The sequence below is a fragment of the uncultured Parolsenella sp. genome, from assembly GCF_958346945.1.
Taxonomy (GTDB): domain Bacteria; phylum Actinomycetota; class Coriobacteriia; order Coriobacteriales; family Atopobiaceae; genus Parolsenella.
In genome coordinates, this window is record NZ_CATVTL010000006.1 from 76,837 (window position 1) to 97,268 (window position 20,432).

14 protein-coding genes are annotated in these 20,432 nt (G+C 68.6%); 9 read left to right on the forward strand and 5 right to left on the reverse strand.

The genetic code is table 11. The annotated features are described in order from the left end of the window. Nucleotides 1-132 precede the first annotated feature (132 nt). The 4 genes from Q3866_RS05230 to Q3866_RS05245 all read left to right on the forward strand — a co-directional run bounded on the left by Q3866_RS05230 (nucleotide 133) and on the right by Q3866_RS05245 (nucleotide 6,027). Nucleotides 133-807 (forward strand): winged-helix domain-containing protein, encoded by a 675-nt coding sequence (locus tag Q3866_RS05230; protein ID WP_293673927.1) that lies wholly within the window; start codon nucleotides 133-135, stop codon nucleotides 805-807. Between the two features lie 204 nt (nucleotides 808-1,011). Next, complete coding sequence (locus Q3866_RS05235) at nucleotides 1,012-2,385, forward strand: S1C family serine protease (RefSeq protein WP_301830158.1); 1,374 nt, start codon at nucleotides 1,012-1,014, stop codon at nucleotides 2,383-2,385. Between the two features lie 689 nt (nucleotides 2,386-3,074). Continuing rightward, nucleotides 3,075-5,222 (forward strand): NAD-dependent DNA ligase LigA, encoded by a 2,148-nt coding sequence (gene ligA, locus Q3866_RS05240; protein WP_301830170.1) that lies wholly within the window; start codon nucleotides 3,075-3,077, stop codon nucleotides 5,220-5,222. Next, the gene (locus tag Q3866_RS05245) at nucleotides 5,215-6,027 is read left to right on the forward strand and encodes a tyrosine-protein phosphatase (RefSeq protein WP_301830159.1); all 813 of its coding nucleotides are present in this window, start codon (nucleotides 5,215-5,217) and stop codon (nucleotides 6,025-6,027) included. Before ligA ends, Q3866_RS05245 begins: the two co-directional genes overlap by 8 nt. 370 nt (nucleotides 6,028-6,397) lie before the next feature. Here the strand turns inward: Q3866_RS05245 and Q3866_RS05250 are convergent, their stop codons facing one another. Further along, the gene (locus Q3866_RS05250) at nucleotides 6,398-8,581 is read right to left on the reverse strand and encodes a DUF3825 domain-containing protein (protein ID WP_301830160.1); all 2,184 of its coding nucleotides are present in this window, start codon (nucleotides 8,579-8,581) and stop codon (nucleotides 6,398-6,400) included. A 232-nt stretch (nucleotides 8,582-8,813) separates the two neighbouring features. Here Q3866_RS05250 and pepT point away from each other — a divergent pair, with 232 nt between their 5' ends. The 4 genes from pepT to Q3866_RS05270 all read left to right on the forward strand — a co-directional run bounded on the left by pepT (nucleotide 8,814) and on the right by Q3866_RS05270 (nucleotide 15,076). Beyond that, the gene (pepT, locus tag Q3866_RS05255; RefSeq protein WP_301830161.1) at nucleotides 8,814-10,076 is read left to right on the forward strand and encodes a peptidase T; all 1,263 of its coding nucleotides are present in this window, start codon (nucleotides 8,814-8,816) and stop codon (nucleotides 10,074-10,076) included. Between the two features lie 116 nt (nucleotides 10,077-10,192). Continuing rightward, on the forward strand, nucleotides 10,193-10,993 hold the full coding sequence (locus Q3866_RS05260) for a Cof-type HAD-IIB family hydrolase (RefSeq protein WP_301830162.1): 801 nt from the start codon (nucleotides 10,193-10,195) through the stop codon (nucleotides 10,991-10,993). Nucleotides 10,994-11,003: 10 nt separating this feature from the next. Continuing rightward, the gene (locus tag Q3866_RS05265) at nucleotides 11,004-11,531 is read left to right on the forward strand and encodes an aminoacyl-tRNA hydrolase (RefSeq protein WP_301830163.1); all 528 of its coding nucleotides are present in this window, start codon (nucleotides 11,004-11,006) and stop codon (nucleotides 11,529-11,531) included. Between the two features lie 281 nt (nucleotides 11,532-11,812). Next, nucleotides 11,813-15,076, forward strand: a complete 3,264-nt coding sequence (locus tag Q3866_RS05270) for an ABC transporter ATP-binding protein/permease (protein WP_301830164.1) — start codon at nucleotides 11,813-11,815, stop codon at nucleotides 15,074-15,076. Nucleotides 15,077-15,088: 12 nt separating this feature from the next. Here the strand turns inward: Q3866_RS05270 and Q3866_RS05275 are convergent, their stop codons facing one another. Then, entirely contained in the window at nucleotides 15,089-16,219 is a 1,131-nt protein-coding gene (locus Q3866_RS05275) for an endonuclease/exonuclease/phosphatase family protein (protein WP_301830165.1), read from the reverse strand. Nucleotides 16,220-16,386: 167 nt separating this feature from the next. Here Q3866_RS05275 and Q3866_RS05280 point away from each other — a divergent pair, with 167 nt between their 5' ends. After that, nucleotides 16,387-16,800, forward strand: a complete 414-nt coding sequence (locus Q3866_RS05280) for a hypothetical protein (protein WP_301830166.1) — start codon at nucleotides 16,387-16,389, stop codon at nucleotides 16,798-16,800. Here the strand turns inward: Q3866_RS05280 and Q3866_RS05285 are convergent, their stop codons facing one another. The 3 genes from Q3866_RS05285 to Q3866_RS05295 all read right to left on the reverse strand — a co-directional run bounded on the left by Q3866_RS05285 (nucleotide 16,801) and on the right by Q3866_RS05295 (nucleotide 20,298). Next, nucleotides 16,801-17,238: a PaaI family thioesterase gene (locus Q3866_RS05285; protein ID WP_301830167.1), complete on the reverse strand. Its 438-nt coding sequence runs from the start codon at nucleotides 17,236-17,238 to the stop codon at nucleotides 16,801-16,803. A 216-nt stretch (nucleotides 17,239-17,454) separates the two neighbouring features. Then, entirely contained in the window at nucleotides 17,455-17,955 is a 501-nt protein-coding gene (locus Q3866_RS05290; RefSeq protein WP_301830168.1) for an N-acetyltransferase, read from the reverse strand. Between the two features lie 171 nt (nucleotides 17,956-18,126). After that, on the reverse strand, nucleotides 18,127-20,298 hold the full coding sequence (locus Q3866_RS05295; protein ID WP_367881372.1) for an ATP-binding domain-containing protein: 2,172 nt from the start codon (nucleotides 20,296-20,298) through the stop codon (nucleotides 18,127-18,129). Between the last annotated feature and the right edge of the window lie 134 nt (nucleotides 20,299-20,432).

Consider the following 20,432-nt stretch of genomic DNA (forward strand, 5'->3'; position numbering starts at 1 on the left):
CCAGCGTTTCGCTTTGTTAACGAGGCAGACCGCTAGCCGACATGACCAGTGGATTCGTGCTAATCTCTGTTGACAACGACCCTAATGAGTAGGTCAGGGGCGATGAGTCCCCAAGGACACGGGAGCACCCGCATGCACCACAAGAAGGTCCTTCTCATATCGCGCACCACCAGGCTTCACGACCGTATGCGCGAGCTCTCCCACGAGCTCGACATCTCCGTGCTGCTCGCCACGCCCGACACCTTTGACCAGGCGATCTCGAGCGCGAGCGACTTTGGCCTCGTGACGCTCGACCTGGCCGGTGCCTCCGACGACCTCGTCTCGCGCGTGGCGACCTACTCGGCCGAGAATGGCTGCATCCCGCAGCTGCTCGTGACCGACGAGGACAAGCTCTCGACCCTGCGCATGCCCGTCCAGGGCCGCAACGACTTCATCCTCGCCACCGCCGGCGCCGCCGAGTTCGAGGTCCGCATGACCCAGCTCCTGTGGCCGGGCGAAGAGAACGCGCCCAGCGATATCGTCGTGATCGACAACATGACGATCAACCTCGCCACCTACCAGATCAACATCGACGACAAGCCCGTCGACCTCACCCTCATGGAGTACTCGTTGCTGTCGTTCCTCGCGACGCACCCCTCCCGCGCCTACTCGCGCGAGACGCTGCTGCATCGCGTGTGGGGCTTCGAGTACTGCGGTGGTACGCGCACGGTCGACGTGCACATCCGACGCGTGCGCTCCAAGGTGGGTCCTCAGGTGGCGAGCCACATCGTGACGGTGCGCGGCGTGGGCTACCTCTTCAAGCTCTAGGTCCTCCCTGCTTGGCTGGGGTTTTCGGCTGTTGCGCCACCGCCTTTGGCGCGCTTCTCGGCCATATTTTCAGCTTGCTGCAAGCGTTGTCTCACGCGGGTGGTCTGGTGCCGCCCGCGCGTTTTTTGTCTGGGGCGAGGGGTACAACGTTGATAGAAAACAGCCGTGGCGCGAGCGCCGCGCGTGTCGCAAAGGAGCGAGAACATGTCTGAGTACAACGACTTGAACGGGACGCAGCCCGGGCCCGTCCCGCCCTTCTCCACCGCACAGCAGGCGAGGGTTGCCTCCCCCGCGAGCCCGGCAGACCCCACGGGCGCGGGCGCGCCGGCGCCCAAGCCACCCAAGAAGCCCCGCACGAGCCTCAAGGCCTTTGCGTTTGGCCTGCTTGGCGGCGTGCTGGGTGCCGCGGCGGTCGTGGCCGTGCTGCTGGGCTTTGGCCTGGTGGGCGGCACCGGTGCGAGCGTGGCCACGAGTGGCGCCTCGTCCGCGGGGTCGAGCCAGACCATCACGGTCAACTCCGATGACGACTCCAACACCACGCTTGCCAACGCCGTGGCCACCAAGGCCCTGCCGTCGGTGGTGTCGGTGAGCGTCACCACGGCCCAGGGCGATGGCGTGGGTTCGGGCGTCACCCTCGACACCGACGGCAACATCCTCACGAACTACCACGTCATCGAGGGTGCGCAGTCCATCAGCGTGTCCGTGAACGGTGACTCGTACGACGCCACCGTGGTGGGTTCCGACGAGTCGAGCGACCTTGCCGTGATCAAGATTGACGCCGAGGGCGCCACGCTCACGCCGGTTGAGGTGGGCGACTCCGACTCCCTGCAGGTGGGCGACTGGGTCATGAGCCTGGGCAGCCCGTTCGGCCTCGAGCAGAGCGTCAGCACGGGCATCGTGAGCTCGCTCTATCGCTCGACGATGCTGCAGTCTACCTCGGGCAACACCATCTACACGAACCTCATCCAGACCGACGCCACGATCAATCCCGGCAACTCCGGCGGTGCCCTCGTGAACAGCAAGGGCCAGCTCGTGGGCATCAACTCGCTCATCGAGAGTTACTCGGGCTCGAGCTCGGGCGTGGGCTTTGCGATTCCGGGCAACTACGCCGTTGACGTGGCCAAGAAGCTCATTGCCGGCGAGACCGTGACGCACGCCTACATTGGCGGCTCGTTCCAGACCGTGAACGCCCAGAACGCCCGCAGCAACAACCTGTCGGTGAACCAGGGCGCCTACGTGGCAGAGGTGGCCGCTGGCGGCCCTGCCGAGCAGGCCGGCATTCAGCAGGGCGATGTGGTGACCGCCATCGATGACGACGAGATCACGAGCTCTGATGCCATGCTCCTGGCCGTGCGCTCCCACAGCGTGGGCGACACCGTGACCGTGACGCTCATGCGCGGCAGCAAGCAGATGCAGGTGCAGGTGACGCTGGGCAGCGACGAGGCGCTCCAGCAGCAGCAAGACTCCGACAGCTCGTCGCAGGGATCGCTGCTCGAGCAGTACCTCGAGCAGTACGGCAACAGCTATGGCAACGGTGGCGGCTATGGCAACGGCAACGGTGGCCGGAGCAGCAGATAGGCCATAGCGACTGCGGCGGCTGGTGCGGTCGCGGCGATGCGGCGGCTGATGCGGCTACGGTGAGCGCGCTGCGGCGACATACGTAAGCCTTGCGGGGCGGGGGAGCGCGTGCTTCTCCGCCCCGTTTTTGCTGCGCAGGGCGCGTGCTGGCGGCGGATGCTGCATGTATTCCGGTCTTGTGTATTAGGGGAGATTTGCATGCGATGGGGCGCTGCACGTTATCTGGGGTTGTGTATTAGGGGAGAGTGACGCCCGCGGCGGATGCTGCACGTTATTTGGCCTAGTGCATTCGTCCCCGGGGGTCAAGGAGCTGGCGCGGGCCCGGCCGGGGATGCACGAGGCCGATTCGCGTGCAGGTACGGTCTCTGCGGGGTCACCGTGGACCTGGAGCGGAATGCACTACCCCCCGATTGCGTGCAGCCGGTGCTCTCGCGTCCCTCTCCACTAATACAGGAGCCAGTTTTAGAGCGGGGCGATAAGGTCGTGGCGGCTTGCGCGGGTGCGTCAGCCGCGCCGCTTGCGCTTACGTTCGGTAGATGGCTCGCCCGCGCGCAGATTCCGCGCACCCCTCGCGCTCGCGGGGTGTCCGCAAGCTGCGGTACCATCGGATGCGGAAAACGCAGACGATGGGAGAAGACGTGGCAAACGAGAAGGACGCGCTCGAGGGGCAGGCGTCGCTGTTTGGCGACATGGACGAGAAGGGCGCGAGCGCGGCGCCAGCGCGGCCAGCGACGAGCCCGCGGGCGCGCGCGGCGGAGCTCAACCGCCTGCTCAACGTCTATGCCTACCGCTACTACGCCCTCGACGACCCGGCCGTCACCGATGCCGAGTTCGACCGCCTGCTTCGCGAGCTGCAGGCCATCGAGGCCGTGCATCCCGAGCTCGTCACGCCCGACTCCTACACCCAGCGCGTGGGCGGCTACGTCTCCGAGCAGTTCGAGCCGGTGCGCCATGCCCAGCGCATGTACTCGATCGATGACGCGATGAACCTCGCCGAGCTCGACGAGTGGCTCGCCCGCACCGACGAGGCCTTGGGCTCCACGCCCGACCATCCGGTTGCCTACACCTGCGAGCTCAAGATCGACGGCCTGGGCGTGGCCCTTACGTATCGCGACGCCCAGTTTGTGCGCGCCGCCACCCGCGGCGACGGCACCACCGGCGAGAACGTCACGGCCAACGTCCTCACCATCAAGGACGTCCCGCACGCCCTCGCGGCGGACGGCCTGGCCCGCGTGACCGACGGAGGCCTGGGCCAGTCCATCGAGGTGCGCGGCGAGGTTTACATGCCCAAGCACAGCTTCGTGCGCCTCAACGAGGACGCCGACGCCGCGGGCCGCGAGCCGTTCGCGAACCCCCGCAACGCGGCGGCCGGCAGCCTGCGCCAGAAGGACCCCAAGATCACGGCTCACCGTGACCTCGAGACGTTCATCTACGCCGTGGCCGACGAAGCTCCGCTGGCCGTCTCCACGCAGTGGCAGTTCCTCGAGTGGCTCCGTAGCTGCGGCTTCAACGTTAACCCCAACGCCCGCCGCTGCACGAGCGCCCACGAGGTGCACGACTTCTGTGCCGAGGCGCTGGCGCACCGCGACGAGCTCGACTACGACATCGACGGCGTCGTGGTGAAGGTCGACTCGTTCGCGGGGCAGGAGGCGCTGGGATTTACCGCCCGTGCGCCGCGCTGGGCTATCGCCTTCAAGTTCCCGCCCGAGGAGAAGCGCACCGTGCTGCGCGAGATTCGCATCCAGGTGGGTCGCACGGGCGTGCTCACGCCTGTGGCCGAGTTCGACCCGGTGGTCGTCGCGGGCTCCACCATCGCGCGCGCAACCCTGCACAACCTCGACGAGATTCGCCGCAAGAACGTGCGCGTGGGCGACACAATCGTGGTCCACAAAGCCGGCGACGTGATTCCCGAGGTCGTAGGCCCCGTGCTCGAGCTGCGCCCGGCGGACGCCGCCGAGTTCCACATGCCCACGCACTGCCCCAGCTGCGGCAGCCCCGTCGTGCGCGAGGAGGGCGAGGTGGCCTTCCGCTGCGTGTCGATCGACTGCCCGGCGCAGGCCCACGAGCGCCTCGCCCACTGGGTGAGCCGCAAGGCCATGGACATCGACGGCCTGGGCGACGAGCTCATTGGCAAGCTCGTGGCCGCGGGGCTCGTCTCCGACGTGGCGGACTTCTACGACAACCTCACCGAAAGCGCGCTGGCCGCCTGCCCGACGGGGCGCGTGAGCGTCTCGGGCGACGACATCCTCGTGGGCAAGGTCATCGCGGCCAAGGTCATGGACCAGATTGCCGAGAGCCGCGAGCGCGGCCTTGCGCGCGTGCTGTTTGGCCTGGGCGTTCGCCACGTGGGCGAGCAGGTGGCCCGCTCGCTTGCCGGCGAGTTTGGCTCGCTCGTGGAGCTCATGGCGGCGGACGAGGAGCGCATCGCGGCCGTGGAGGGCGTGGGCCCCAAGATCGCCCATGGTGTGCGCGAGTTCTTCTCGGTGGAGGAGAACCTCGCCGTGGTGGAGCGCCTGCGCGAGGCGGGCGTGGTGCTGGAGGAGGAGCGCGGCGAGCAGGCCCCGCAGACGCTCGCGGGCCTCACGTTTGTGCTCACGGGCACGCTCGAGCGCCACAAGCGCGACGACGCCAAGGCCGCGCTGCAGGCGTTTGGCGCCAAGGTCTCGGGTTCGGTCTCGAAGAAGACGAGCTACGTGATCGCGGGCGCGGCGGCCGGCTCCAAGCTCGCGAAGGCCCAGCAGCTGGGCGTGCCCGTGCTCGACGAGGACGCCCTCGAGCAGATTCTTGCCACGGGCGCGGTGCCCGCGGCGGGGGAGAGCGAGGGTGCCAATGAGTAGCAAGGGCTGTGAGCGCGTGGCGGACCGCAGGCGCCCGCTGGCGGGGCCGAACGACAACCCGCTGCGCCCCAACTTTGGGCGCATCGACTTCGAGAAGCTCCCCAACACGCGCGACCTGGGCGGCCTTCCCGCGGTCGACGGGCGCCATGTGCGCAAGGGGCTGCTGCTGCGTAGCGGCCTGCTCTGCTGGGCGAGCGACGCGGACCTCGCCCGTCTGCGTGACGTCTATGACCTGCGGCTTGTTGTCGATTTTCGCGGCGAGGACGAGCTGGCCGAGACGCCCGACCCCATGAGAGCACTGCCCCAGGCGCGCTTCGTGCACGCCGACGTGCTGCATGAGGTGTTCGCAGGCATCTCGCAGAGCGCCGAGGCGCGTCGCCGCCTTGCGAATCTCGAGGACAACGACGAGGACCCCGCCGCCTACATGGAGGAGTTCTACCCGCACCACCTCACGAGCGAGGCGGGCATCGCGGCCTATGGGCTGTTCATCCGCTCGATTCTCGAGAACACGCAGGGCGCGGCGCTGTGGCACTGCCACGTGGGCCGCGACCGCTGCGGCATGGGCACGATGGTGCTCGAGCACATCCTGGGCGTGCCGGGGCCTGAGATGGAGGACGATTACCTCGCGACCAACCTCTACACCGACGAGGCGCCGAGCCTGCGCACCGACGCCAACATCCGCTTCATCCGTGCCGCCGTGGCGGGGCTTGAGCGCGAGTTTGGCGGCCTCGACGGTTACGTGCATGACGCCCTGGGCGTCACCGACGCCGACATTGCTGAGCTCCGCGGGCGGTATCTGGAGTAGAGCAGGCGCGGCGCCCCCCAATTACAGAATCCTAGGAAAAAGCCGTTAACCCGATTTAGTGGATGGGGTTAACGGCATTTTCCTAGGATTCTGCCGTTATAGATATTAAGCGGATAGCTATAACGGCATTTTCCTAGGATTCTGGGGGCAGGGAGGGCAGCGAAAGGCGTAAACGAGACGCGCCCCGGCGGCTGGTGCTGCTCGGGGCGTGTCTCGTTGTGTATGAAAGTCGCAGCTAGGCGAGGGTCCACGGGTGAGGCGGCGAGGGTCCACGGGCGAGGCGGCGAGGACGTGCCGGCCGCCGTTGCCCGAGGGCCTTCTCGATGCTGCTATCGCGAGCACGAGCGCGGCATAAGAGTGCCGGCCGCGTCTACGCGAGGGCCTTCTCGGCAGTGAGCCAGGTGGGCATTTCGGCACTCACGGCGCGGGCGGCCGCGTAGGCGTACGGCAGCGACACGACGCTCGCGGCCTGGTAGGCGCCGCTGGGCATGAGCTCGAGTGCCAGCGCGCAGTCGACCTGCGCGTCGTCGACGATGGCGAGCGGCAGCAGCATGACCACGCGGTCGCGCGCGGCGTCGTAGGCGGGCGCCACGTAGCGGTAGCTTCGGCAGCTACGCCTGCGGGCCAGGTCGATGGCGTCGTCGATGGCGCGGCACGTCTTGCGGTAGCGCCCCGGCTCGCCCGAGATCGTGCGCGACAGCGTGCGCAGCGCACTCGCGTGCTCGGCGGGCGTGCCGCCTCCGAGCAGCGCCTCGAGCGCCTCTTCCGCGTGGGTGCCCGTGAGCTGCTCGGTGAGGAAGCCCCTTGGCAGACGGTCTGCGCCGTCGGCCAAGATCGAGCGGTAGTCGGGGATGACGAGCGCGCCCTCGCGCACGCAGACGTCGTCGATCGAGCGCAGGTAGGAGGCTCGCACGGGCAGTTCGGGCAGCTGCGCCACGAGGCGGGCGCCCAACTCGCCGGCGCCCGCGGTGGCAAAGCCGTCGAGGTGCCAGGGGATGTCGGTGCCGGTGGCAGACATCACGGCGTAGAGCTCCTCGTCCATGGCCGTGGCGAGGCCGGTGTCGAACGCGGCAAGCGTTCCGTCGGCCGAGACGGCGAGCGCGTCGGTGGCGCGGACGCGCGCGAGCGTGGCGGCGAGGTAGTCGCGCAGGACGCCGTAGCGGCTGGCGCGGCCCACGCCCTCGCCGGGATAGTTCCAGCGCTCGGGCGTGGCGGCCGTGGCAAGCGTGCCCAGGCAAAGCTCCCAGGTGCCGATCTCCATGAACTGGGCGAGGTCGCGGATGGGGTCGGGCGAGGCGATGCCTGCGGCGGGCTTGGGCGCAAGCTGGGCCCAGCAGCCGCCGGTGGCCTGCGGCAGGCCCTCGAGTCCGGCGGCCTCGTGGGCGTTGCCGGTGCCGTCGTCGCCGTCGACGAGCGTGAGCTGCCAGTGGCGGGCCTCGCCGGCGCGCGTTTGGCGGCGCATCGTCACGGTGACGGGTGCCGAGCCGTCCTCGACCAGGTAGCGCAGCGGGAACGTGACGAGGTTGCGCGACCCGGTGGCCGTGCCGGTGGCGCGGGCGACGCGCCAGTCCTCGTCGAGGACGGTCATGAGGTCGGCATCGATGGGCAGGATGCGCGTGAGCAGGCCGAGAAGGGCGGGCTTCACGGACACCTCGTCGACGAACGAGTGAGGCAGGTCGTTGTGCGGGCGGGCGGGTGCCGCGGGCTGCGGCATCGCGGGCTCGGGCGTGGGTGCCGAGACGGGTTCGGGAGCGGGCGTGGGCGCCGGGGTGGGTGCGGGTGCCGAGACGGGCTCGGGAGCGGGCACGGGTACCGCTGCGGGCTCGGCGGCAGATTGGACCTGCGCCTCGGCGGCGGGCTCGGGTTCGGTCGCGGGCGTCTGCGCGGCAATCTGCTCGAGGATCGACGGGATGTGCGGCTTGGGCCCGGCGGCCTCGACAACGGGCTCAACTGTGGCCTCTGTCTGCGGCTCGTTGGCGTCAGACTCGTCTGCGGCCGCGGGCTGCTCGGCCTTCTCGACGGCGGCAGCTGCGGGTTCGGTGGCCTCGGCAGCCGTCGTGGCGCTGCTCGCGGGCTGCTCGGCCTGCTCGGCCTCAACCGCGGCCTCGGGCTCAACGGCAGCCGCAGGCTCAGGCTCGGCCTCAGACGCGACCTCAGGCTCGGGCTCAATCACACGCACCTTGGGGCGCACGGGCTTGATCTGGCCCTTCTTGCGCTTCCAGGGCTTGCCCGGCTTGCCGCCGGCCTGGCCCTTGCTCTTCTCGGCGGCCTCGAGCATTGCGTCCCAGGCGGGCAGCTGCCTCACGGTGACGTAGTAGCGGCCGCCCTTGAAGGCCGTGAGCTGGCAGATGTCGTCCAGCTTGGCGAAGAGGGCCGGGGCGTCGGCATAGCCCAGGTTCTCGGGCGTGATGCCGGCCTGCTCCAGCGCCTCGAGGACGCGCGGCATGAACTCCTGGCGGCCGCAGCCAATCGCGTCGCGCAGCAGGCGGTAGAGATAGAGCTTGTTTGCCTCGGTGAGCGAGACGGGCAGGTCGTCGACGATTTTCTTTGCCATGGTTGCTCCTTGTCTTGCGCGCGGCGCGGCGGGACGCGGGGACGCGTCTTTCGTTCCCTCTGGGCATGCCGGGCGGGCGCGGCCGCCAAGACGTGCCTGCCCGCTGGGCAAGCCATGCCAGCAGACCCGTCCCCTTTGGTACGCGCGCGTGAGTGTCTGCTCCCTAGGCTATCACGATGCCCGCGGTGAGCGGTAAAGTAGGAGTGTTGAAGACACGCCCAAGGGAGGAACCATGCCCAGCTACAGCCCTAAGCCCAGCGACGTTCTCGAGCGCTTCGTGCGCTACGTCAGGGTCGACACCCAGTCCGACCCGCACCACGAGGACCAGACACCCTCGACCGCCTGCCAGCTCGACCTCGCCCGCATGCTCGCCGACGAGCTCGAGGGCCTGGGCTGCGAGGGCGTTTCCTGCACCGAGCACGCCTACGTCACGGCGACCCTGCCCGCGAGCGAGGGGGCGCAGGACCTGCCGGCGCTTGGCCTCATCGCCCACATCGACACGGCCATCGACGCGCCCGCGAGCGGCGTGGCGCCCCACATCGTCCACTACGAGGGCGGCGACCTGGTGCATGGCGAGAGGGACGGCCGCGCCGTGGTGACCACGCCCGAGCAGCTGCCCGACCTCGCGAGCCTTGTGGGCCAGGACCTCGTCTGCACCGACGGCACCACCCTCTTGGGCGCCGACGACAAGGCCGGCGTGGCAGAGATCATGGCGCTCGTGGCGCGCCTCGCTGCCCACCCCGAGCTCTCCCACCCCACGCTCAAGCTGGCCTTTGTTCCCGACGAGGAGATTGGCCACGGCGCGGCGCTGCTCGACCTCGACGACTTTGGCGCCACGTGGGCCTACACGGTCGACGGCGAGACGCTTGGCGAGTTCAACTGGGAGTGCTTCTCGGCCGCGCAGGCCACCGTCACGGCGCACGGCGTCGAGGTGCACCCGGGCAGCGCCAAGAACGTGCTGGTGAACGCCATCACGCTGCTGCGCGAGTTCGACGAGCTGCTGCCGGCGGCCGAGCGCCCCGAGCATACCGAGGGCTACGAGGGCTTCTTCCACCCCATCGAGGTCTCGGGCAGCGCCGGCGTGGCCACGCTCACCTACATCGTTCGCGACTTCGACTCGGCCAAGTTCGAGGCCCGCAGGCAGCTGCTTGCCGACTGCGCGGCCTTCCTCAACGCCCGCTATGGCGAGGGCGCCATCGAGGTCGAGGTACGCGAGCAGTACCGCAACATGGTCGAGCACATGGACGGCATGGACTTTTTGCGCGACAACGCCTACGCCGCGATGCGCGCCGTGGGCCTTGACCCCGTGACCGTGCCCGTGCGCGGCGGCACCGACGGCTCGCAGCTGACCCTGCGCGGCCTTCCGTGTCCCAACCTGCCCACGGGTGGGTACAACTGCCATGGCGTGCGCGAGTTCATCCCGGTGCGCAGCCTCGAGCTCACGGTCGACATGCTCGAGCAGCTCGTGGCGCGCTTCGCGGTGGCCCAGCGGTAACGCGCCCGCGGCCGCTGGCCGGCGCCGCCTGCGGCCGCGAGCGGCGCCGCACGGCCCGCCAGCGCCACGCTGCGACGCCTCTCGCACGACGCATCCTCCACGTAGAAGGGACGCACATGATCAAGCTCATCGCCTCGGACATGGATGGCACCCTGCTCGACGAGAACTCCCAGGTGCCGGCCGAGACCTTTGGCCTCATCCACGAGCTGCGCTGCGCGGGCATCCACTTCGCCGCGAGTTCGGGACGGCGCCTCGACACCCTCCACGAGTTCTTTGCCCCGGTGGTGGACGAGATGGACTTCGTGGCGAGCAACGGCGCCCAGGTCATGGTGGCGGGCCGGCTCATCGACCGCGAGGTCTTCTCGCACATTGGCCTGCAACGGCTCAAGGAGACGGTCGACCGCTTCGACTGCCTGCACATCGCCCTGTTCGACCGCACGCGCAGCTTCCTGCTCGACGACGAGGACCGCTTCGAGCGCGAGATCGACAAGGACCTGCTCGAGGCCGTGCGCGTCTTTGACGTGCCCGACCCCGAGGTCAACATCCTCAAGGCGTCTGTCTTCTGCGACACCCCGGCCTACACGATGGACATGGCCTACGTGCTGCAGCGCGAGCTGGGCGACTGGTTCGTCTTTGCGCCGTCGGGCTCTAAGTGGATCGACGTCATGCAGATGGGCGTGAGCAAGGCGAGCGGCATCCAGCAGATCATGGACTACCTGGGCATCTGCGCCGACGAGGTCACGGCCTTTGGCGACGCGATGAACGACTACGAGATCCTGCGCCTGGTGGGCCATCCCATCGCGATGGGCAACGGCCGCTACGCGGCCAAGCAGGTGGCCGAGCGCGTCATTGGCAACAACACCGAGCAGGCCGTTCAGGCCGAGATGCGCCGCATTCTCGAGGCGGCGCGCAGATAGGGGAGGGCACATGGGTGCACAGGTTCTGGTTCCGGGCCGCGAGGCGGCGCGCGAGGAAGCGGCCGAGGAGTCCGTGGGCGGGCCCACCATCAGGCAGTACGTGGTGGTCGACCGCTCGCTGGGCATGAGCGCGGGCAAGCTCGCCGCCCAGGTGGCGCACGCGAGCGTGGCGCCGCTTCTGGCGGGCACGCAGCGCTACGTCGAGGAGGCGGACGCCGCGGCGGGCCCCATTGGCCTCGAGTTTGGCGGCAGCCTCGCGCGCACGGCCGTCGACGCCGACGTGCTGGCGGCCTGGGTGCGCCAGGGCGAGCCCAAGATCGTGCTTGCGGTCGACGGCGAGCGGGCGCTTGCGGCGCTGGTAAACCGTGCCGAGAGCCGCGGTCTCATGGAGGGCCTCGACTTCTTCTGCATCCGCGACGCCTGCCGCACCGAGCTCACGCCCGACGAGAGCGGCAGCCGCTGGACCTGCGTGGGCTTTGCCCCCATGGACGTCGAGCTGATTGCTCCCGTAACCGGGCAGCTGCCCCTCTATCGCTAGCACCTGCGGCCCCTCGCCTACCTGGCGAGGGGCCTCCTTTGTGCGCGCGGCGCCGCGGGGCAGTCTCTCCGCCTCATCCGTGCGCGGGCACAGCGACGCTCTCAGGCATCTGTGACTTTCTCCATTTTCTTGACGATGGGGCACAGAGCGTCGCGTTTGGGGTTAAGGTACTTAACAGTATTAGGTATCTATCCGTGGCGGGCAGGGGCATGCCCGCCACGAACGGGTAAACGACACGTGCGACGGGCGAGGGGCTCGCCGGCCGCAAAGATGGGAAGCGCATGATCGAGATACGCGACATCCGCAAGTCATACAAGACGGGCGACTTTGTGCAGCGGGCGCTTGACGGCGTCTCCATCACCTTCCGCGAGAGCGAGTTCGTGGCGGTGCTGGGCCCCTCAGGCTCGGGAAAGACCACATTCCTCAACATCCTCGGCGGCTTTGACCACGCGGACTCCGGCGACATCGTGGTCAACGGTGTCTCGACCAAGGACTACTCCGACGCGGACTGGGACACCTACCGCAACCACCGCATCGGCTTCGTCTTCCAGAGCTACAACCTCATCCCGCACCAGACGATTCTGCAGAACGTCGAGCTGGCCCTGACCCTTGCGGGCGTGAGCCGCTCCGAGCGCCGCGAACGCGCCCGCGCGGCGCTGGAGCGCGTGGGCCTGGGCGATCACGTCGACAAGCGCCCCGCGCAGCTCTCGGGCGGTCAGATGCAGCGCGTGGCCATCGCTCGCGCCCTCGTGAACGACCCCGAGATCGTGCTGGCCGACGAGCCCACGGGCGCCCTCGACACCGAGACGGGCATCCAGGTCATGAACCTGCTCGCCGAGGTGGCCCGCGACCGCCTCGTGATCATGGTCACGCATAATCCGCAGCTTGCCGAGGACTACGCCACGCGCATCGTGCGCATCAAGGACGGCCAGGTCGTCGACGACACCCGCCCCGTCACGGACGCCGAGCGCGAGCGGCTCGCCGCGGCCGAGGTGGGCTCCGAGCAGCCGCACCGCCGCAGCTCGATGAGCTTCCTCACGGCGCTGGCGCTCTCTGCCAACAACCTCATGACCAAGAAGGGCCGCACGTTCATGACGGCCTTTGCGGGGTCGATCGGCATCATCGGCATCGCGGCGATCCTGGCGCTCTCCAACGGCGTCAACGACTACATCGCCCGCGTCGAGCAGGACACGCTGTCGAGTTACCCGCTGTCGATCGCCAAGCAGAGCTACGACCTGTCGGGCATGCTGGGCGAGGCCCGCAGCGGCGACGACTCCGGCGACGTCACCGACGCCTCGCAGGTCGACGCCACCCAGCCCATCCCCGAGGCCACCGTGCTGCGCGACATGTTCGCGAGCGTCAAGTCAAACGACATGACGAGCTTCAAGGCCTGGCTCGACGCCGGCGGCGACGGCATCTCCGACGACGTGAGCGCCATCCAGTACGACTACGGCATCAGCCCGATCGTCTACACCTCGGGCGCCGACGGGGCGGACCCCGTGAAGCTCAGCCCCAACTCGATGACGCAGGCCTATGGCGGCGGTGCCTCGAGCGGCGCCATGGCGGGCACGATGATGGGCACGGGCTCGGCCTTCAGCGAGATGATCGACGACCAGGACCTGCTCGACTCCCAGTATGACGTCGTGGCCGGCCGCTGGGCGAGCGCGCCCGACGAGGCGGTGCTCGTGCTGTCGCAGACGGGCAAGATCAGCGACTACACGCTCTACAGCATCGGCGTGCTCGACATCGACGAGATGAACGACCTGGTCTCGAGCGCCCTCTCCGCCGATGGCAACGTCGAGACGCCCGACACCGCCGTGGACTTCACCTACGACGACGCCCTCAACACGAGCTTCAAGATCCTGAGCCCATCTGACGCCTACAAGAAGAATGACGAGACGGGCGGCTGGACAGACATGTCCAACGACGCCGACTTCATGGCGGGCCAGGTGGCAGGCGGCCTCGACCTCAAGATCGTGGGCGTCGTGAAGCCAAACGGCTCCTCGAGCGCCAACGCCCTGTCCTCGGGCGTCAACTACACCCACGGCCTTACCGAGGAGCTCATGGCGCGCGCCGCGAGCTCGCAGGTCGTGCAGCAGCAGGTCGCGAACCCCGACGTCGACGTCTTCACCGGCAAGACCTTCGACGAGCTGCAGGACGAGAGCAAGAAGGGTATGGACCTCTCGGGCATGTTCTCGGTCGACCAGGCCGCTCTGCAGCGCGCCTTCAGCTTCGACGCGAGCGCCCTCAACCTCCAGGGCTTCGACCTGTCGGGTCTCGACGTGGGCAACGTCCAGATCGACCTGTCGGGCGTGGCCGACGGCATCGACGTCGAGAAGATCATGGCCGGCGCACCCGCGCCCGACCTCTCGGGCGCCATCGACGGCTCGCTCGACCCCGACCAGCTCGAGCAGCTGAGCCAGCTCGCGAACCAGCTGCTCAACGGCTTCCTCAACTCGCAGCAGTTCAGGGACGTGCTGAACGAGTACCTCGCCAACCCCTCGGCCGGCCTCGACGCGCAGAAGCTCGCCGACGCCTTCACGGCCTACGTGGCCGCCGACGAGGGCGCCCAACAGATCGTGGCCCAGCTGCGCGCCGCCGTGGGCACCGTCATCGCCGACAGGCTCCAGAAGGTCCTTGCCGACTACGTCCAGAACAGCCTCGCCCCCTATCTTCAGGGCGTGGTGGAACAGCTCGTGGCCCAGGTGAGCCAGGGCATCATGGCGAGCGTCTCGGCCCAGCTGCAGCAGGGCCTCGCGAACAGCATGGGTCAGCTCATGGGCGGCCTGTCGAGCCAGATCGCGAGCGGCATGCAGAACGCCTTCCACGTCGACGCGAGCGCCTTTGCGAGCGCCATCCAGTTCAACATGGACGCCGACGACCTCACCTCGCTCATGACGAACTACGCCAACGCGAGCCGCCTCACCTATGACAACAACCTCGCCACGCTGGGCTACGCCGACGAGGAGGACCCGCAGTCCGTCAAGATTTACCCCGTCGACTTCGAGGCCAAGGAGCGCGTGCTCTCCCACATCGACGCCTACAACGACGCCGCCAAGGCCACCGGTGACGACGACCGCGCCATCTCCTACACCGACTACATGGGCGTCATGATGGGCAGCGTCACCGACATCGTGAACATGATCTCGCTCGTGCTCATCGCCTTCGTGAGCATCTCGCTCGTGGTGAGCTCGATCATGATCGGCATCATCACCTACATCTCGGTGCTCGAGCGCAAGAAGGAGATTGGTATCCTGCGCGCGATGGGCGCCTCGAAGGGCAACATCGCCAACGTCTTCAACGCCGAGACCTTCATCGAGGGCCTCATCGCGGGCGTGCTCGCCATCGCCGTGGTGATGCTCGTGTCGTTCCCGGTGAACGCCTGGGTGCTCGCCGACTACAACGTCGAGAACATCATGAGCCTGCCGCCCGCGGCCGCGGTGATTCTCATTTGCATCTCGGTGCTGCTCACGGTGGTCGCGGGCGTCATCCCGTCCGTGGGCGCCTCGCGCCGTGACCCCGTGGAGGCGCTGCGCAGCGAGTAGCCCCGTGTGGCGCTAGCTCAGGGCGAGGGTGGCGAGCAGGGCGGCGTGGTCGCTGCCGGGGATGGTCAGGGCCTGCACGCCCGTGGCCACCACGGCATCGCTCGTGACCACGTGGTCGATGCCTGCGAGGGGCCCCACGGGGGCGTTTGAGGGCCAGGTGGCGATGAGCCCCCGGCCGCACTCGTGCGTGGCGTCGTGGAGGGTCACGGAGCCGCCTGTGGCGTCTTGCCCGGCGTGCGCGGCGTTGTTGCCGACGCCCTTCTCGGCATCCGTGGCGGCTGCGTCGGTGGTGCCCGCGGGTCCTGCACCGCCTGCGCCCGTCTCGTCCACGCCGAGCATGGCGCGGAAGGGTGCGTGGTCCCAGGTGGCGTTGAAGTCGCCCATGAGCACGTAGGCGCACGTGGGGTCTGCCGTGACGCGGCTGCGCACCACGCCGATCTCCTCGATGCTCCTGCGCCACAAGTTCCAGTAGCCGGGGCCGGGCGAGCAGGTGTGCACGCTCACGAGGCGCACGCGGGCGTTGGTGCCGTCCGCGCGCGTGACCTCGATGGTGCCCGCCGGCATGGCGCTCGCGCTCGAGCCGATGTCGTCGCTCGCGACGTCCGCGAGCGGGTAGACGCTCCAAACGCCGTTGCCATAGACGCCGTCGGACGAGGAGCGCTGGGAGTGGGGGAGCAGCTCGTCGAGCCCCGCGGCCCTGAGGCGCGCCACGAAGTCGACGGTCGTCTCCTGCAGGGCCAGCACCTCGACGCGGTTCTCGCGCACGGCGGCGACGATCGCCGTAGGGTCGGCGGCCCCCTTGTAGACATTGCAGGTCATGACCTTGAGGGTGGTGGCATCACCGGCGTCCTGGCGCGCGTCGCTCACGCGCTGGGCGGGCAGGGCGTAGGGTGTGAGCCACGTCGCCTCGAGCGCGAGCACGACGACGGCTGCCGCGCGCACGAGCAGGCGCGCCGCGCGGTGTCCCGCCCAGGCGCGCGGCAGGAGCGTGAGGACGAGCGCAACCCCTGCGAGCAGGGCAAACGCAGGCGTCATCGCGACGAAGAGGGGCACGAGGGGAAGCGCCGAGAGCTGCTCGGGCAGCATGCGGCAGGCCGCGCCCGCAAGCGCGCAGGCGGCAAGTGCCGTGGCCGTGACCCTCATGCGCGCTCCTCTCGACATGCCCGTTGGGGCCTTTGGGCTATCTACTATGCCACCGGTTGGGTAAGCTTCATGCAAAAGCCAGCGCCGCGCTTTGGCGGACGGCCGGCGGCGAGCCGGCGTTGCCTGCACGGTGCGCGTCCACCGCCAGCGCGCAGGAAGGGACCCGCATGCCCAAGGACAGAGCAACAGAGATTGGCGAGGCTATTGTCGCCGCCAACGACGCGCTCGACCACCTCGAGCGCGCGGCCGACAAGCTCGACGACGCCCGTCGCTGGGGCATGGTCGACATGCTGGGCGGCGGCTTTGTCACGAGCCTGCTCAAGTATCGCGGCATCGACGACGCGCAGGACGAGATAAACGCCGCCAAGCGCGCGCTGCAGGTCTTCGTGGGTGAGCTCGACGACGTCGAGGGCGTGGGCCTCAACGTTGAGCTGGGCGGCCTGCTGCAGTTCACGGACCTGTTCCTCGACAACGTGATCACGGATTGGATTGCCCAACGGCGCATCGACGACGCCCAGTACCAGGTGGCGCGCGCCATCCGCGAGGTCGAGCGCGTGCGCGACCAGCTCTGCCGCATGTAGTTAGTGCATCACGTACATCGTCATCGTGGCGACAGCCAGGGGCCTGCCGTCCTGGTTGGTGAGCGTCACCTGGTTCACGACGGTGGTGCGGCCCCAGTGCAGCGCCCTGACCTCGATGTCGACCGTGTCGCCGGGCCAGCCGCCGTGCAGGTAGTTGATCGAGGCGTTCTGCGTCACGCAGTCGAGCCCGCGCGAGAAGACGAGGGCGCCGCTCGAGGCGTCGCATAGGGTGAACAGCCAGCCGCCGTGGGCAAAGCCGCGCGGGTTGAGGGCGTCGTCGGAGATGTGCGTGCGCAGGCGGATGAGGCGTGGCCCGACCTCGAGCAGCTCCATGTCGCCCAGGCAGCGGACCTCGCGGAAGTCCACGGGGAGGCGCTTCTCGAGCAGCGTCCGCTGGGCCTCGAGTGACTGGTCGGTGGTCTGCTGCTTGTCGCTCACGATGTTCTCCTCATGCGTGTTGATGTGCCGGGTCATGATAGCGCGTCCCCGTGGAGGGCCGGTGGGGAAGCGGACGAGAGGGGTACGGCTGGCCCGCTGCGGCATGGTACGTGCCAAACGCAGGTAATTATCGGGTCTCGGAGGCCATAACTACCTGCGGCTGGCACGCACTTGGCCGCGCGGGGCCGAGCCGCCTGTCTTTGTGCCCTTATCGGCCTAGAGAACCAGCTGGTAGGCCAGGCGCGGGTCGCCGTCGGCCAGATGGATGATGCCGCAATAGGCAAAGCCCGCCTTGGCGATGAGATGCTGCATGGGCTTGTTGTCCTCGTGCGTGTCGACGCGCACGTTGGCGACGTCGGCGGCCGCGGCGCGCTCGCGGGCAAAGGCTACGATGGCCGCGAAGACCCCATGGAGCACGCCGTCGCTCGCGACTCGGTGAATCGTGAGGTAGGGGGCGTCGTTGGGCCAGGCGCCCTCGATGGTCGCGTAGGTGGGATCGGCCTCGGAGTAGAGCGAGAACGCGAAGTGGGGGACGTCGTGCTCGTCAACGCCAACCAGGCAGGCGCCCTGCTCGACCGTCTCGGCGATCTCGGCGGCGGTGGGGCGGCCATCGCCCCACTGGGTGGGGTTGCCGTTCTCGGCCATGAAACGGCGGGCGGCGGCGTAGATGCGTGCGAGGTCGTCGAGGTCGGCCGCGGTGGCGGTGCGAATCTGCATGTGGGTCTCCAAACCTGGGTAAGGGACGTGGGGGTGCAGATTCCTAGGAAAATGACGTTAACGCTATCCGCTAAATATGGATAACCGCATTTTCCTAGGAATCTGCGGGGCGTGACGAGCTGACGTGACGAGCCGGGCTCGTGGCGAGCCGGGAGCGTGGCGAGGACGCGCCTACCGCGTCACGAGCGGGGTGAGCTCGTCCTGGGCCAGCAGGGTAACGCCGTGCATGGCGCGCGAGACGGCCGTGTAGAGCCTGCGGCGGGCGAGCGGGGTGTCGGGGTAGGTCTCGGCGCTCGCATCGGGGATGATGGCCTGGTCGAACTCGAGGCCCTTGGCAAGGCGCAGCGACATGAGGACCACGCCCGCGGCGGGCAGCTCGTTGTTGTTCTTGATGACCGTGACGTCGCAGTCGCGCAGCTGCTTAGCGAGCCAGCTCACGGCCCCGTCGTCGGCGGCGACGAGTGCGGTGAGGCCCTCCATCTCGTGCGCGGCGGCCACCTGCTTGCGCAGGGCGGCAAGGAACTCGTCGCGGCCGGGCAGGGCCTCGATGTGCGGGGCCACGCCGGCGCGGTGGACGCTCGCGAGCTTCACGGGCGCGTCGTGCTCGACCAGGCCGCTGAACAGGGTCGTGATCTCGGGGCTCGAGCGGTAGCTTGTAAGCAGGCGGCACTCGTCGACCTGCCCGTGGGTGCGGCCGAACAGCTCGCGGATCTGGGCAAAGCTCGCGGTTCCCTCGCGGATGGCCTGGTGCTCGTCGCCCAGCATCAGGAAGTGCGCGCGCGAGAAGTGCCTGCTAAGCACCATGAGCTGGGCCACCGTGTAGTCCTGCACCTCGTCGATCATGACGTAGCGGGCGTCGGTGTCGCCGCGGCCCGTCACGAGGAGGCGCAGGTAGAGCCACTCGCTGGCGCTCACGCTAGGCTTGCCGAGCATGCGCATGGCCACGCGGTCGAGCTTGAGCCAGGCCAGGCGGTCGACCTCGTCGTGGGCGCCGGCGAAGACCTGCTCGAGCCAACGGCGGGTGAGGGCCACGGTCTCCTGCTCGTTCTCGGGGCTCACCGTCTCGCCAAAGAAGCGCACCTGGTCGTCGACGTCGAGGCCCAGCATCTCCTCCTGCAGCTCCTCGTCGCGTGCCATCGAGGCGATGCGGCGGCTCACGCGGTCGTGTAGCTCGTCGGTGACCAGCGCGCAGAAGCGCGGACCCACGCCAAAGCGGGCGAACTTGGCCACGGCGCTCTCGACGCTCGCGACCTTGAGCAGCACGGTGCCGTCGCAGCGGATCTCGCGCAGGTCGTCGGCCGTGAGGAACAGGCTCGAGATGTCGCTCTCGAGCTTCTCGAGGCAGGCGGGGTCGGTGTCCTCGCCCAGGTCGCGGCCACCGGCACCCTGCGCCTCGCAGAAGTCGCGCCAGGTGTAGACCTGCGGGTTCGACTCGCCCATCGAGGGCAGGACGTTGTCGATGTAGTGCTCGAAGACGGCGTTGGGGCCAAAGAGGTGCACCTGCGAGGCGCTGAGCGTCTCGCGCTCGCCGTAGAGCAGGTAGGCGATGCGCTGCAGCATCACCGAGGTCTTGCCCGAGCCGGCGATGCCGTTCACGAGAAGCGCCGGCACGTCGGCGTGGCGCACGACCTGGTTCTGCTCGCGCTGGATCGTGGCCGTGATGTCCTTGAGCTTCTCGGAGTGGTGGCGGCGCAGCGCACCCAGCAGCAGCGAGTCCTCGATGGCGACGGTGGTGTCGAAGTACATGTTGAGGTGGTCGCGCGTGATGTCGAACTGGCGGCGCAGCTCGAGCTCGACGGTGCGCGTGCGGCCGTTGACGGTGTAGCTGGTCTGGCCGTTCTCCTGGTTGTAGTAGGTCTCGGCGACGGGGTTGCGCCAGTCGACGATGAGGGGGCGGCTGCGCTCGTCGGTCATGCCGGCGGCGCCGATGTAGACGTCGCGGGCCGGGCGGTCGGGCGACATCTTGAGGCGGACCTTGGCGAAGTAGGGCTGGCGCAGCAGGAGCAGCAGGCGTCGCAGCTTGTCGACCGAGAAGTCGTGGTACTGGTTGTAGGCGTCGATGACGGCGTTGAGCGTCTCGATGGCGGCGAGAGTCTCCATGACCTCGTCGGCCGCGCCGCCAAAGTCGGGGCGGATCTCGTCGGAGAGCTCGCGCAGGTCTGCCGCGGCACCCTCGTGGCCGTGCTCGAGCTCGGCGGCGAGGTCATCGCGCATGGCGGTGAGCTTGGCGTAGATCTCGTCGAGGTGCGCCTGCTCCTCGGCCATGATGGGGTCGTCTGCGGGCCGGAGGTCGTCTGTGTCGTCGATGACGGTCTCTAGCTGGGGCTTATTGATGTCGCTCATGGGTGGGTGGGACCCTTTCGCTCGCTGGTTCGCTCAAAAATGTGGCTATCAATCGTAGCGCAGCACACGTGGCCAGCGGCGCCTGCTCGCACGGCTTCTCCTGATGTTCACGTTGTGTTTGGGCGGGGTTGGGG

Excerpts from the sequence above, each read along its gene's own strand:
- Q3866_RS05260 (WP_301830162.1), top strand. The coding sequence starts at position 10,193 with ATGATCAAGCTCATCGCCTCGGACATGGATGGCACCCTGCTCGACGAG.
- Q3866_RS05245 (WP_301830159.1), top strand. The coding sequence starts at position 5,215 with ATGAGTAGCAAGGGCTGTGAGCGCGTGGCGGACCGCAGGCGCCCGCTG.
- ligA (WP_301830170.1), top strand. The coding sequence starts at position 3,075 with ATGGACGAGAAGGGCGCGAGCGCGGCGCCAGCGCGGCCAGCGACGAGC.
- Q3866_RS05275 (WP_301830165.1), bottom strand. The coding sequence starts at position 16,219 with ATGAGGGTCACGGCCACGGCACTTGCCGCCTGCGCGCTTGCGGGCGCG.
- Q3866_RS05250 (WP_301830160.1), bottom strand. The coding sequence starts at position 8,581 with ATGGCAAAGAAAATCGTCGACGACCTGCCCGTCTCGCTCACCGAGGCA.
- Q3866_RS05270 (WP_301830164.1), top strand. The coding sequence starts at position 11,813 with ATGATCGAGATACGCGACATCCGCAAGTCATACAAGACGGGCGACTTT.
- Q3866_RS05265 (WP_301830163.1), top strand. The coding sequence starts at position 11,004 with ATGGGTGCACAGGTTCTGGTTCCGGGCCGCGAGGCGGCGCGCGAGGAA.
- Q3866_RS05295 (WP_367881372.1), bottom strand. The coding sequence starts at position 20,298 with ATGAGCGACATCAATAAGCCCCAGCTAGAGACCGTCATCGACGACACA.
- Q3866_RS05290 (WP_301830168.1), bottom strand. The coding sequence starts at position 17,955 with ATGCAGATTCGCACCGCCACCGCGGCCGACCTCGACGACCTCGCACGC.
- Q3866_RS05235 (WP_301830158.1), top strand. The coding sequence starts at position 1,012 with ATGTCTGAGTACAACGACTTGAACGGGACGCAGCCCGGGCCCGTCCCG.
- Q3866_RS05230 (WP_293673927.1), top strand. The coding sequence starts at position 133 with ATGCACCACAAGAAGGTCCTTCTCATATCGCGCACCACCAGGCTTCAC.
- pepT (WP_301830161.1), top strand. The coding sequence starts at position 8,814 with ATGCCCAGCTACAGCCCTAAGCCCAGCGACGTTCTCGAGCGCTTCGTG.
- Q3866_RS05280 (WP_301830166.1), top strand. The coding sequence starts at position 16,387 with ATGCCCAAGGACAGAGCAACAGAGATTGGCGAGGCTATTGTCGCCGCC.